Origin of the sequence: Nocardioides taihuensis, from assembly GCF_042657275.1 — a bacterium.
Lineage (GTDB): Bacteria > Actinomycetota > Actinomycetes > Propionibacteriales > Nocardioidaceae > Nocardioides > Nocardioides taihuensis.
In genome coordinates, this window is sequence record NZ_JBHSKD010000027.1 from 217,814 (window position 1) to 230,919 (window position 13,106).

Genomic DNA, 13,106 nt, shown 5'->3' on the forward strand with positions numbered 1-13,106 from the left:
GCGGCCCACGGAGGGAAGGTCGCATCACCGTGTCTCGATCCCGATCTCGCGCCGGCTTCGCCGGTCTGCTCGCCGCCGCACTGCCGGTGGCCCTGCTCGTCCTCACGCCCACGCCGGCCGCGGTCGCGGCGCCGACCGCCCAGGGCGCCGGCCTCGACAAGCACGACCGCGAGCTTCTCGCGGACGCCCGCGCCGAAGGCGACAAGAGCGTCACGCTCCTGATCGCCGCGAAGTCCGGAGCCAACAAGACCGTCGTCAGCGGCGTGACCGCCCTCGGCGGCACCGTGCAGAAGCGCGACGACGACGTCAGCTACCTGCGCGTCAGCGTGCCGATCGGCAAGGCCGAGGCCGCCGCCCGGGTCGCCGGCATCCAGGCCGTGGACCTCGACGAGGACGTCCCGCTCGACGACCCCGCCCCCCAGGGCGCCCAGGGGGCGACCCCGCAGACCCCGCCGGGCCCGGGCACACCGGCGCTGAACCCCTACCTGCCCACCCAGGACACCGGTGCCCCGCAGTTCGTGGCGGCCCACCCGACCTGGGACGGCCGCGGCGTCACGGTCGGCATCGTCGACTCCGGCGTCGACCTCGACCACCCGGCCCTGCAGACCACGAGCACCGGCGCGCGCAAGATCGTCGACTGGGTCACCTACACCGACCCGCTGACCGACGGCGACCCGACCTGGGTGAGCATGGCCGCGCAGGTCAGTGGTGCGTCGTTCAGCTACCAGGGCGTGACCTACACCGCCCCGGCAAGTGGCAGCTACCGGATCGGCCTCTTCGACGAGCGCGACCCCAACTTCGGCGGCGAGCTCGGCAACGACATCAACCGGGACGGCAACCCCGCCGGGAGCAGCGGGATCTTCGCCGTGCTCTGGAACACCAGCAGCAACAACGTCTGGGTCGACACCGACCAGGACCACGACCTCGGTGACGAGCAGGCGATGACCGACTACGGCGTGCGTTACGACGTCGGCCACTTCGGCGCCGACAACCCCGCGACCGACGTCCGGGAGCAGATGCCGTTCACCGTGCAGACCGACGGGAAGAACAAGTTCGTCAACATCGGCGTCGTCTCCGCACAGCACGGCTCGCACGTCGCCGGCATCACCGCGGGCAACAGCCTCTTCGGCGGCGACATGGACGGCGCCGCCCCGGGCGCGAAGGTCAAGTCCGTGCGCGCCTGCCTCTTCCTGGGCAGCTGCACGGCGCACGCCCTGCTCGAGGGCATGATCTGGGTGACCAAGCAGGGCAACGTCGACGTCGTGAACATGTCGATCGGCGGCCTGCCCGCACTCAACGACGGCAACAACACCCGGGCCGTCCTCTACAACCGCCTCATCTCTCAGTACAACGTGCAGATCGTCCTCTCGGCGGGCAACAGCGGCTCGGGCCTCAACACCATCGGCGACCCGGCCGTGGCAACGGACGCGCTTGCCGTCGGCTCCTACGTCACCGACGACACCTGGCGTTCCAACTACGGCTCCGACTCGGCGTACGACGACAACATCCACGGGTACTCCTCGCGCGGCCCGCGCGAGGACGGCGGCTTCAAGCCGCAGCTGGTCGCACCGGGAGCGGCGATCTCGACGACCCCGCTGTGGCAGCCGGGCGGTCCGGTCGGTGGCACATACTCCCTGCCGCCGGGCTACAGCATGCTCAACGGCACCTCGATGGCCTCGCCGCAGACCGCCGGTGCGCTGGCGCTCCTGGTCAGCGCGGCGAAGCAGGCGGGCGTGCAGAGCCAGCCGGCCCAGCTGCGGCAGGCCGTGCTGTCCTCGGCCCGGTTCCTCCCCCGCTACGGCGCCTACGAGCAGGGCAACGGCCTGCTCCGGGTCGGCGCGGCCTGGGACGTGCTGCGGCAGACGGTGAAGCCGGTCTCGATCACCTCGAAGGTCGCGGTGCACACCGTGCTGTCGGCTTTCCTGGCGACTCCGGGCTTCGGCACGGGCATCTACGACCGCGAGGGCGTGGCCGTCGGTGACGACTACACCCGCACCTACACCTTCACCCGCACCACGGGCGGCAGCAAGGCGATCACCTACAACCTCGGGTGGGTCGGCAACGACGGCACCTTCTCGGCGGCGGCGTCGACGATCTCGCTGCCGCTGAACACGCCGGTGACGCTCGCCGTGCGGGTCAACCCGGAGGACGCCGGGATCCACTCGGCGATCCTCAACCTCGACAACCCCGCCACCCCGGGCACCGACGCCCAGACGCTGAACACGGTGGTCGCGGCCGAGGACTTCACGGCCGGCAACTCCTACACGGTCACGCACTCCGGCGAGATCGGCCGCAACCAGACGACGTCGTACTTCTTCCGCGTGCCGGCGGGGACGCCGGCGTTCAAGGTCGACCTCACGGGTGGCGGCGCCGCTGCTGGGGCGGGGCAGATCCGGTTCCTGCGGTTCCACCCGTACGGCGTCGGCATCGACGGCAACGCGACCACCAACTGCTACAACCCCAACGCCGGAGCCGGGTGCAGCACGGGCTCGGCGACGAGCCGCACCACGAGCAACCCGTTGCCCGGCGTGTGGGAGGTCACGGTCGAGGCCCGGCGCACCTCGGATGCCGTGTCCGCGCCGTACACGCTGACGGCGTCGATCCTCGGCGCCTCGGTCTCCCCCAACCCGGACACCATCCCCTCGGCGGACATCGGGGTCCCTGTGGCCAGGTCGTACACGATGACCAACCTGTTCGGCGCCTTCACCGGCCGGGCGGTCGGCACCGCGCTGGGCAGCGCCAAGCTGGCAACGCCCACGATCGCCAACCTCGCGCAGAGCCAGACGGCGATCAACGTGGCGGCGGGGTCGACGAGCCTGCGGGTCACGATCGGCCACACCTCCGACCCGGGGGCCGACCTCGACCTGTACGTCTACAACTGCACGTCCGGCAGCCCCTGTGTGCTGGCCGCGCAGTCGGCGGACGGTGACTCCGAGGAGTCGGTGACGATCGCCAACCCGGCGGCCGGCACCTGGGTGGCGCTGGTCGACGGCTACTCGGTGCCGAGCGGGACGACGACGTACGACTACGTCGACGTGTTCGCCAACCCGGCGTTCGGCTCGGTCGCGGTGACCGACGCGAACGCGCTGCGCCCGGCCGGCTCGACGTGGACCGTGCCAGGCGCGGTGACGGCCAACGCCGCTCCGGCCGCCAGCCGGGTGCTGCTCGGCACCGTGCAGGTCCGGACCGACGCGAACGTCCTCGTCGGGTCGGGCGACGTGGTGGTGCAGCAGGTGACGCCGAACTAGCCGGACCGGTCCGCGGGCCCCTCCTCCTGGGGGTGGGGCCCGCGGGCCACCGGCCGCGCCGGATCGGCCACCCACTCGCTCCACGAGCCGGCGTAGAGCGCCGCGCCCACCCCGGCGATCTCCATGGCGAGCACGTCGTGGGCGGCGGTCACGCCGCTGCCGCAGTACGCCGCGACGTCGGCGCCGGCGGTCGCCCCGACGCCGGCGTAGAGCGCGCGCAGCTCCTCGGCGGGGCGGAAGCGTCCGTCGGCGTCGAGGTTGGCGTCGGTGGGCACGTTGACCGCGCCGGGCACGTGGCCGGCCACCGGGTCGATCGGCTCGACCTCCCCGCGGTAGCGCTCGGGTGCCCGGGCGTCGACCAGCACCCCCACTCCCGGGACCTCGGCGGCGGTGACCATGCGCAGGTCACCCGGCTGCGACTCGAAGTCCCCCGGCACGGGCGCGGCCACCGCGCCGGTCTCCACCGCACCGCCGGCGGCGCGCCAGGCCGGCCAGCCGCCGTCGAGCACCCGGACGTCCGCGTGGCCGTGGTGCCGCAGCAGCCACCAGGCCCGCGCCGCGGCCCGCCCGGCCCAGTCGTCGTACACCACGACGGTGCGGGAGGCACTGACGCCGGCCGCGCGCATCGCGACGGCGAACCGTGCCGGGTCGGGCAGCGGGTGACGTCCGCGCTCCCCCGGCGGGTCGGCGAGCGCGTCGTCGAGGTCGACGTAGACCGCGCCCGGCACGTGGCCGGCCGCATGCTCTTCGAGACCGCCCCCGCTCCCGCCCAGGCGGTAGCGCACGTCGAGGACGGTGACGTGCTGCGGGTCGTCGTCGAGCAGGCGGCGGAGGTCGGCGGCGGAGACGAGGGATCGGGGCACGGCGCCATCCAACCCGATCCACCGCGGCCACCTGTGACAGGATCAGCGCCCGTGGCCGAACTGCACTTCTTCACGGGGACCATGGACTCGGGCAAGTCGACGTTGGCCCTGCAGACCAACCACAACCACGCCGCCCGCGGCCGCGTCGGACGGATCTTCACCACCCACGACCGCGCCGGCGAGGCCACGCTCTCGAGCCGCCTCGGGCTCACGCACGACGCTCTCGAGGTGGCGACCGACTTCGACTTCTGGCGCTACGTCGTCGACAGCCTCACCCGGGGTGAGCGGATCGACTACCTGATCTGCGACGAGGCCCAGTTCTACTCCCCCGACCAGATCGACCAGCTGGCCAAGGTGGTCGACGAGCTGCAGATCGACGTCTTCGCCTTCGGGATCCTCACCGACTTCCGCTCCGAGCTGTTCCCGGGCAGCCGGCGACTCGTCGAGCTCGCCGACCGGATGAACGTGCTCCAGGTCGAGGCGCTCTGCTGGTGCGGCAAGCGGGCCACCCACAACGCGCGCACCGAGAACGGCGTGATGGTCGTCGAGGGTGAAGTGATCGTGGTGGGTGACGTCGACGACCACGACGCGGCCCCGGCCGAGGTCGCCTACGAGGTGCTCTGCCGCCAGCACCACCGGCGCCGGCTCACCGCGGCGCGCGCCAAGGCGGTCTCGCTGGCGCCCGAACCGCTGCCCTTCGGCTAGACCACGTGGCCAGACCAGTCGTGTCGCCGCGGCGGATGTGCCGGGCTTCCGGCTCCGTGGCTCCTAGCGTCGGGACGCTCGACAACCCCCACCCCCGAGGAGTCCCATGTCCCGCCTCCGCACCCTGCTCCATCCCGCCACCGGTATCGCGATCCTGGCCCTCGTGGTCAGTCTCGGCAGCGGCGCCGTCGCCGCCGGACTGATCACCGGGGCCGACATCAAGAACGACTCCGTCACCGGCAAGGATGTCAAGGAGTCCTCGCTGGCGAAGGTGCCCGCGGCCAAGAACGCTGACAAGGTCGGCGGCGTCCAGGTCAAGCGGATCCGCCTCGTCGGGGCCAGCCCTGTCGGAGCCACCACGATCCTTCGCCTGAACTCGTTCAGCCTGGTTGCGAGCTGCACCGGCGGCGTCGCGACCGTCACCGCCAAGACGACCTCCGGCGACGCCGAGCTCTCGTGGGAGGCGGTCGACGCCAGCGACGACAGCAGCATCGACCAGAACGTCGACAGCTTCACGTCGGCCAGCCCGGTGGACCTCGACTTCTCCAACGTCGCCCACTCCGACATCATCGGGCACCTGCGCTACGTCGCCTCCAACGGCGACACCGCGGTGGTCGAGCTCAGCGAGGAGGACGGGTTCGCCGGCGCGGACTGCGTCCTCACCGGATCGGCGATCGGCTGACCCGACACCCCGACCAGGGCGCCCCGGAGTCGCAGTCCCACTGACCGCGCTCCGGGGCGCCGGCCTTCGCCTCTCACCTACCCATTGCCGTTCGGCGCGAAGAGGAGGATCGTCTTCCCCGCTCGGACATCGTTGCGCGGCTCGGGAGCGCCGAGACCTGAGGGGGTCACTGCAATGAAGGTCTACCGTTTCCTCGCCTACACCATCGCCGTGCTCGTGGTCGTGCAGGCCGGCGCCATCGCCTGGGCGTTCTTCGGCATGGTCAACTGGATCTCCGACGACGGAGGTGTGGTCAACAAGGCGCTCCTCGAGTGCACCGACTGCGAGCAGAACTTCACCGCCGAGTGGGGCTTCGCCATCCACATGTTCTTCAACGGGCTCATCGCCATCCCGTTGGTCTCCCTGGCGCTGCTGGTCACGTCGTTCTTCGCCAAGGTGCCCCGCGGCATCATGCTGGCCGTGGTCATCGTCGCCCTGGTGATCGCCCAGATCATGATCCTGCCCGCGCTGTCGCGCTCGGCCGGCTCCGGCTTCGGCGGGCTCCACGGCATCAACGCGCTGGTGCTGATGGGCGTCGCGATCTACGCCGGCGGGCGGGCCGGCGCCGCGATCAAGGAGCGGCCGCAGAAGGTGCGCTCCAGCGGCGACCCCGACACCGTCTCCGCCTGAGGGGTGGCATCGCACGGCCGACGGCGGCTGTGGCTGGCCCTCGCCGCCACGGCCGTCCTCGTGCTGCCCGTGGCCTGGCTGTGGTGGAGCAGCCTGCTGCCCGACTCCTACGACATGGCGGAGATGGGGTACGCCGACTGGGGCGGCGGCCCGGTCGGCGAGCACGCGTCCATGGAGGGGATGGCGGGGATGCACACGACCCCCGTCTCCGAGCTGACCGCCGATCCTGATCGCACCGCCGACGTCCGCGCGACCTTCACCGTGCGGCGCGAGGACGACGGGGGCTACACCGTCAACGGCACCTCTCCCGGCCCGCTGCTCGAGGCGACGCTCGGTGACCTCGTCGAGGTGACGCTGGTCAACGACAACGTCGAGGAGGGCACCACGCTGCACTGGCACGGTGTCGACGTCCCCAATGCCGAGGACGGCGTGGCCGGCGTGACCCAGGACGCCGTGATGCCCGGCGAGGAGTTCGTCTACCGCTTCGTCGCCGACCAGGCCGGGACCTTCTGGTACCACTCCCACCAGGTCTCCCACGAGCAGGTGCGCCAGGGGCTGCTCGGCCCGCTGGTGGTGCGCCCCGAGCAGACCGACCAGGGCGTGGTGGACGAGGTCGCCGTCATCCACCAGTACGACGAGGGGCCGACCGTGAACGGCGAGAGCGGCGTCGTCGCGTCCCACGCGCAGGTCGGGCAGGAGGTGCGGCTGCGGGTGGTCAACACCGACAACGGGGTGAACCCGGTGTGGGTGACCGGCGCGCCGTACCGCGTCCTCGCCGTCGACGGCACCGACGTCAACCAGCCCGACGAGGTCACCGGCGACGCCTACGCCGTGCCGGCCGGTGGCCGCGTCGACCTGGGCTTCACGGTGCCCCGGGACGGCGTCCGGGTCGACCTCGGCGGGTCCGCCGCGATGACGTTCGCGGGCGACCCGACCGGCGGCACCCAGGCGATCGCCCCGGACAGCTACGTCGACCTCCTCTCGTACGGCGAGCCCGCCGACCTCGACTTCGACCCCACGCAGCCCGACCGGGATTTCGAGTACACGATCGGCAAGAAGCCCGGCTTCCTCGACGGGATGCCCGGGCTGTGGTGGACCGTGAACGGCCACCTCTACCCCGACGTGCCGATGTTCATGGTGAGCGAGGGCGACGTGGTCACCTTCGCGATCACCAACGACAGCGACGACGCCCACCCGATGCACCTGCACGGCCACCACGCGGTCGTGCTCTCGCGCGACGGGGAGCCGGCGACCGGCAGCCCCTGGTGGACCGACTCGCTCGAGGTGGGCGTGGGCGAGACCTACGAGATCGCCTTCGTGGCCGACAACCCCGGTCTCTGGATGGATCACTGCCACAACCTGCCGCACGCCCAGAACGGCCTCGTCGCGCACCTGATGTACGACGGCGTCACGTCGTCGTTCCGCGTCGGCGACGAGAACCGGCCGGAATGATGCTCATGCGCTCCGACACTCTCGTGGACTCCAACCGTGCTTGAGATCCGCTCGGCCGACCCGAGCCACCTCCAGCGGATCGCCGAGGTGTTCGGCCGTGCGTTCGTCACCGAGCCGATGATGACGTGGCCGCTCGGAGGTGGGAGCGACGACCTCGAGGAACGCTGCACCCGGGCGTATGCCCTGTACCTCGCGCCGCTGCTGGACACCGGGCTCGTCTGGGAGACCACGGACGGGCACGGTGCCCTCGTGCTCGTCCCGCCCGACCGGACCGACGTGTGGGACGACGCGGTCGCTCACGTCGACGACTCGACCACCCACGACGTCACCGATGACGGCGGACTGCGGCACGAGCGCTTCTGGGACTGGGTCGCCTCGAAGATCCCGCCGGAACCGCTCTGGCACCTCGACTCGGTGGCGGTCGAGCCCGGTTGGCAGGGACGCGGGATCGGCTCGGCCCTCGTCGAGTTCGGGCTCGAGCAGGCACGCGCGAGCAACAACGCCGTCATCCTCGAGACCGGCACGCCGCGCAACGTGACGCTCTACGAGCGTCTCGGGTTCCACGTCGTCGAGGAGGCCGACCCGCCCGCGGGCGGCCCGCACGTCTGGTTCATGCGGCGGGACCCCTGACCCGGCGTGATCTCCGGTGCGGTGCTCAGCAGACCACCATCGGGATCAGCATCTCCGCGGGCGTGAGCGAGCCGTGGAGGCCGACGAGCGTCGCCTCGTAGGAGAACTGGCTCGTGGAGATCACCGCGGCGTCGCCGCGGCAGGCGACGACGACGTCGCCGACGCGCGGACGCACCTGGGCGTCGAGACCGCCGAACCAGCCCCGCAGCACGGCCTCCTCGCGGGTCAGCACGTCGGCCCGGTCGCCGAGCACGCCGCGCCAGGTGGACACGACGTCCGCGACCGCACCGCCGCGGCAGTAGAGGTGGCGGAACCGCGCCTCCCCGCCCATCAGCGCCAGCCCGTCGCGCAGCTCGGGGTGGTCGTCGACGTCGACGCGGCTCGACGTCGGGCTGTCGACCATCCCGTGGTCGGCGACGACGAGCAGACGTGTGGTCGCCGGAAGGGTGTCGCGCAGCTGCTCGGCCTCGGCGTCGACCATGGCGAGCTGCTGGAGCCAGTGGCTCGAGGCGATGCCGAACCGGTGGCCCGTCCAGTCGAGGTCGCCGTCGTACATGTAGGTGAGCGCGGGCGCCCGGGTCGACGCCGCCACCACGGCCGCGAGGCGCTCGCCGACGCGGTCGGCGCCGACGTACTCGGCGCCGCGGTGGGCCGCGACGGTGAGGCCGGTGCCCTTGAACTCGCGCTTGTTCACCACGGTCACGCTCGCGCCCGCGGCAGCGAGCCGCGCGAACGCCGTCGGGTGCGGCTGCCACTCGAGCGGGTCGACGTTGCGGTCCCAGAACAGGGCGTTGAGCAGGTCGTCGGTGCCGGGGATCCGGGAGGTGAAGCCGACCAGGCCGTGCGCGCCGGGGGTGAGGGCGGTGCCGAGCGAGGTGAGGCTGGTGGCCGTCGTCGACGGGACGCCGGCGGTGCCGGGCTGCTGCTCGGCCAGCAGCGAGGACAGGAACGGCGCTGCGTGGGCGTGCTCCGCCAGGAGCTGCGCGCCGAGCCCGTCGACGAGGAAGACGACGTAGGACGGCGCGTCGGGCAGCACCAGTCCGGACGGCTCGCCCCCGATCGGCGTGCCCAGGGCGGAGGCGACCGCAGGGACGACGTCGCCGAGCGAGCGGCTGGCGTACGCCGGGTCGACGAACCCCTCCGGTCCGGTGACCGGGGCGGCGCTCATGGGTGCTGCGTGCGCGCCGAGAGCGCCTCCGCGAAGACGAGCAGGCCGTCGACGGCGTCGGTGCCGTCGGCCGCGGCCGAGACCCGCAGCGAGAAGTCGTCGGAGGCGAGCACCCCGGTGTAGCCGTGGTCGGCGTCGCACTCGGGGTCGGAGCAGCCGGCCGGCTCGAGGTCGATCCGGCTCACCCCGCCCCACCCGATCGTGAGCACGGCCTCGGCCGGCGGCGTCGGGCCGTGGGTGGGGTTGGCGGTCATCCGGGTGACCACGACAGAGCGCACCGAGCTCAGGGCGATCGCCTCGGTCGAGGTCGAGGTGTAGGGCTCGGGCAGCAGGTCGTCACCGGCGTGCTCGTCGGTGTGGGCCAGGATCAGCCGGCTCGGGGTGAGCACGACGACGGTCAGGTGCCGCCGCACCTCGTCGTGGTCGAAGGTCGGCTCGTGGTGCACGTAGTACGACACGACCTGCTCGCCCGCCACGGCTGCCTCGACCCCGGTGCCCACGACCTCGGGGTAGTAGCCGGTGCGGTCGATGGATCGGCGCAGGTCCCGGGCGCGGTCCCGGTCGTCGGTCGTGCGTGTGCGCATGCCCGCAGTCTGTCACGCGACCGCAGCCGGCGCGGCGGCCAGCCCGTCCTGCTGGGGCGTGAGGTGGCGACGCAGGTCGAGGAAGAGCACGCCGGCCAGGGCAGTCCCGCCGACGACGCAGCCGACCCAGACCGTGGTCAGGCCGTGCCCGATGAGCAGGCCGGCGCTGGCTGGTCCGATGATCGAGGCGACGGTCCACACCATGCCCTGCAGTGCGTTGTAGCGCCCGCGGGCGTCCTCGCGCGCGAGGTCGTTGACGATCGCCGGCGCGACCGGCGCCCACAGCGTCTCGCCCCACCCGAAGATCGCGAGTCCCAGCACCACCGACGCGATCGCGACCCAGCCGTCGACCACGTTGCACGAGGCGATCACCAGCCAGCTGACCGCCCAGGTCGCCGCGCAGAGCGCGAGCATCGCGGAGCGACGGCGTCCCTGGATGAACTTCAGGGTCAGCAGCTGCCCGAGGACGATGGCCACCGTGTTGGCGGTCCACGCCCAGCCGAGCGCCTTGGCCGGCACGTCGGCGACCTGGGTGGCGTACGCCGCGACGCCGGTCTCCATCTGCGCGTAGCCGAAGGTGATCACCAGCACCGAGATCGCCGCCACGCGCAGCAGCGTGCGGTCGGCGAGCACGACCCGCCACGACGGCTGGTCGACCTGCTCCTCCAGCGGGCCCTCGTCGGGCACCGGGAGCGCGCCGGTCCCCTTCGGCAGCGAGACCAGGACCGCGACGTACACCAGGAAGGACAGGCCGTCGAGGTAGTAGAGCCGCTGGAACGACTCGACCGAGTCGACGTCGATGATCAGCGCGCTGATCGCGCCACCGAGGCCGATGCCGGCGTTCATCAGCATGAAGTTGATGCCGTAGACGCGCTCGCGGGTCGACGGCGGCACCAGGCGGGTGAGCATCGCGGTCGACGCCGGGTAGAGGCCGACCGTGCCGACCACGATCAACGACGCGATGACCACGCCCTGGGTGACGGTCTCGATGTGCCCGAGGGTGGCGGCCGCCGCGGCCTCGACCAGGAGGCCGAAGATCATCACCGGCCGCGGGCCGACCTTGTCGATCAGTGTGCCGCCGATCGGCGCCGTCACGAACCCGAGCAGCCCCATCCACGCGAACACCAGCCCGACCGTCGACGTCGGGAAGTCGCGCACCTCGGCGAGGTACACGAACAGGAACGGCATCGTGAGCCCGCTGCCCAGCGCCGAGAACGCGAACCCGACGAAGATGCGGTGCACCCGCGGGTCGAGGTCGCGGAACGCGACCGGCCCCGGCTCCGGCTGCACGCTCTCGGTCAGGGGGTCGGTCACCCGTGAATTCTCCGCCCCCACCCCTGCCGTGATCCAGTCGTTATCGCTGTTCCGCGCCTCACGGTGGGGGTGGGGGTCGTCGATCGAGCCCGACGCCGTCGGTCGAGCTCGTCGAGACCACGCCGCCGAGGTCGGCCCTCGCGGGGTGCCACTCGACCCTCGTGGTCACTGCTCGAGACCCTGATCAGACATTGAGGTCCAGCGCTGTGGAAACCCCCTTGTCTGCTGGGGTTCCTGTCGGTGGTCGCTGCTTGAGTGGACCCATGCAGGACCTGTCTCGGGACACCACGGAACGCGGGCGTGAGCGCACGCTGGCGACCGACTCCCCGGTCGAGGTCCTCGGCTTCCTGCGCGAGCAGCGGGCACTCTCCGACGCGGCCGAGGCGAACATCCTCAAGGCCGCGGCCCAGTGGGCGGCCATGCACTCCGAAGCGGCGCTCGACCCGAGCGAGTCCACCTGGGGCGACACCGTGAAGGCCCTCGCCGGCCCCGGCGCCCCCGGGATCCTGGAGTTCTCCGTCCTGGAGTTCGCCGCCGCCCTCGGCATGTCTTCGGACTGGGGTGCCGCCTACCTCGGTGCCGCGATCGAGCTGCGCCACCGCCTCCCGAAGGTCTGGGCCCGGGTCATGGCCGGGGACCTCCAGGCCTGGCGCGCCCGCCGCATCGCCGAGGCCACCCTCTGGCTCTCCCCCGCCGCTGCCGCCCACGTGGACCGGCACCTCGCCCCCGTCGCCCACCAGATCCGCCCCACCGCCCTCGACCGACTCGTCGAGGAAGCCGCCACCCGCCACGACCCCGACCAGCTCGCCCGCCGCACCCAGGCGGCCACCGACCGCCGCGGGATCCACCTCGACACCACCCGCACCAGCCTGGCCGGGACCGTGCCCCTGCACGGCGAGCTCGACCTCCCCGACGCCCTCGCCCTCGACGAAGCCCTCGCCCAGGGAGCTTCGGACCTCGCGTCGTTGGGCAACACCGAGTCCCTCGACGCCCGCCGCGCGACCGCCCTGGGAGAGATGGCCCGCGCCCAGCTCCCCCTCGACCTCACCACCGAGACAGCAGGGTCGGTCGAGCCGACTGCACCGCGTCGCACGCCGAAGCAGGTCGTCCTCCACCTCCACCTCTCCGACACCGCGCTGGGCACGGAACCCGACGCCGAGCCGCTGGGCCGGGTCGGCACCACCCACACCCCCGTCACCGCCGACACCATCCGCACCTGGTGCGGCCAGGCCGACCACCTCGTCATCAAGCCCGTCATCGACCTCAACCAGCGGATCCACGTCAACGCCTACGAGGTCCCCGACCGCATCAAGGAACACCTCACCCTGCGCGACCACACCTGCGTCTTCCCCTGGTGCACCCGACCCGCCGAGACCTGCGACACCGACCACGTCCAGCCGTTCGACGCCGGCGGACCGACGTCGACCGACAACACCGCGCCGCTGTGCCGCCGACATCACCGTGCCAAGACCCACGCCGGCTGGCACCTCACCATGCCCTCCCCCGGCACCTGCCTGTGGCGCTCACCCCACGGCCTCCACCTGCTCCGCGACCACACCGGCACCCGACTCCTCCCCGGCCCCGGCCACACCTGACCACCCCGCCCCACACCCCGCCCCACGGCGGGGCCACCGGCATGCCCGAGGTCACCGACGCGGTCCTCCGGCAGTCCACACAAGCCCTGATGCCGCGCCTGGCGAGCCTGGCGAGCCTCACGCTGTCGTGTCGGACAAGGGGGAAGCGCGAGCTCACTGGTACTGCTGCTGGTCGTGCTGGTCCCCGGATTGGCGG

At 72.2% G+C, this 13,106-nt stretch carries 11 protein-coding genes; 7 read left to right on the plus strand and 4 right to left on the minus strand.

Features of this window, described 5'->3' with window-relative positions:
* Positions 1-29: 29 nt before the first annotated feature.
* Positions 30-3,248 carry a S8 family serine peptidase gene (locus tag ACFPGP_RS19075; RefSeq protein ID WP_378592516.1) on the plus strand — a complete coding sequence of 1,073 codons (3,219 nt, stop codon included), beginning with the start codon at positions 30-32 and terminating at the stop codon, positions 3,246-3,248.
* Here the strand turns inward: ACFPGP_RS19075 and ACFPGP_RS19080 are convergent.
* Entirely contained in the window at positions 3,245-4,111 is an 867-nt protein-coding gene (locus ACFPGP_RS19080) for a sulfurtransferase (RefSeq protein WP_378592518.1), read from the minus strand. The two genes, ACFPGP_RS19075 and ACFPGP_RS19080, sit on opposite strands and share 4 nt — an antisense overlap.
* Before the next feature lie 51 nt (positions 4,112-4,162).
* Here ACFPGP_RS19080 and ACFPGP_RS19085 point away from each other — a divergent pair, with 51 nt between their 5' ends.
* The 5 genes from ACFPGP_RS19085 to ACFPGP_RS19105 all read left to right on the plus strand — a co-directional run bounded on the left by ACFPGP_RS19085 (position 4,163) and on the right by ACFPGP_RS19105 (position 8,249).
* Positions 4,163-4,816 (plus strand): thymidine kinase, encoded by a 654-nt coding sequence (locus ACFPGP_RS19085; protein ID WP_378592520.1) that lies wholly within the window; start codon positions 4,163-4,165, stop codon positions 4,814-4,816.
* A gap of 106 nt (positions 4,817-4,922) precedes the next feature.
* Positions 4,923-5,498, plus strand: coding sequence for a hypothetical protein (locus tag ACFPGP_RS19090; RefSeq protein ID WP_378592522.1), 576 nt, complete (start codon positions 4,923-4,925; stop codon positions 5,496-5,498).
* A 174-nt stretch (positions 5,499-5,672) separates the two neighbouring features.
* Positions 5,673-6,167: a hypothetical protein gene (locus ACFPGP_RS19095; protein WP_378592524.1), complete on the plus strand. Its 495-nt coding sequence runs from the start codon at positions 5,673-5,675 to the stop codon at positions 6,165-6,167.
* Positions 6,168-6,170: 3 nt separating this feature from the next.
* Positions 6,171-7,619 carry a multicopper oxidase family protein gene (locus ACFPGP_RS19100; RefSeq protein WP_378592525.1) on the plus strand — a complete coding sequence of 483 codons (1,449 nt, stop codon included), beginning with the start codon at positions 6,171-6,173 and terminating at the stop codon, positions 7,617-7,619.
* Positions 7,620-7,655: 36 nt separating this feature from the next.
* Positions 7,656-8,249, plus strand: coding sequence for a GNAT family N-acetyltransferase (locus ACFPGP_RS19105; protein ID WP_378592527.1), 594 nt, complete (start codon positions 7,656-7,658; stop codon positions 8,247-8,249).
* Positions 8,250-8,274: 25 nt separating this feature from the next.
* Here ACFPGP_RS19105 and ACFPGP_RS19110 read toward each other — a convergent pair whose 3' ends face one another.
* From ACFPGP_RS19110 to ACFPGP_RS19120, 3 genes are read right to left on the minus strand one after another with little or no spacing between them, the layout of a single operon-like run.
* Positions 8,275-9,417 (minus strand): alkaline phosphatase family protein, encoded by a 1,143-nt coding sequence (locus ACFPGP_RS19110; RefSeq protein WP_378592529.1) that lies wholly within the window; start codon positions 9,415-9,417, stop codon positions 8,275-8,277.
* Complete coding sequence (locus ACFPGP_RS19115) at positions 9,414-10,001, minus strand: DUF5998 family protein (RefSeq protein ID WP_378592532.1); 588 nt, start codon at positions 9,999-10,001, stop codon at positions 9,414-9,416. The genes ACFPGP_RS19110 and ACFPGP_RS19115 overlap by 4 nt, the downstream gene beginning before the upstream one ends.
* Positions 10,002-10,013: 12 nt before the next feature.
* A complete protein-coding gene (locus tag ACFPGP_RS19120) occupies positions 10,014-11,315 on the minus strand; it encodes an MFS transporter (RefSeq protein WP_378592534.1) in 1,302 nt (433 codons plus the stop codon).
* Positions 11,316-11,578: 263 nt separating this feature from the next.
* On the opposite strand from ACFPGP_RS19120, the gene ACFPGP_RS19125 reads away from it, so the two are divergent.
* Positions 11,579-12,910 carry an HNH endonuclease signature motif containing protein gene (locus tag ACFPGP_RS19125; protein ID WP_378592536.1) on the plus strand — a complete coding sequence of 444 codons (1,332 nt, stop codon included), beginning with the start codon at positions 11,579-11,581 and terminating at the stop codon, positions 12,908-12,910.
* The last annotated feature ends 196 nt before the right edge of the window (positions 12,911-13,106 follow it).

Bases quoted from the DNA above. Each gene is read 5' to 3' on its own strand.
- ACFPGP_RS19090 (WP_378592522.1), top strand. From the start codon at position 4,923: ATGTCCCGCCTCCGCACCCTGCTCCATCCCGCCACCGGTATCGCGATC.
- ACFPGP_RS19095 (WP_378592524.1), top strand. From the start codon at position 5,673: ATGAAGGTCTACCGTTTCCTCGCCTACACCATCGCCGTGCTCGTGGTC.
- ACFPGP_RS19110 (WP_378592529.1), bottom strand. From the start codon at position 9,417: ATGAGCGCCGCCCCGGTCACCGGACCGGAGGGGTTCGTCGACCCGGCG.
- ACFPGP_RS19115 (WP_378592532.1), bottom strand. From the start codon at position 10,001: ATGCGCACACGCACGACCGACGACCGGGACCGCGCCCGGGACCTGCGC.
- ACFPGP_RS19125 (WP_378592536.1), top strand. From the start codon at position 11,579: ATGCAGGACCTGTCTCGGGACACCACGGAACGCGGGCGTGAGCGCACG.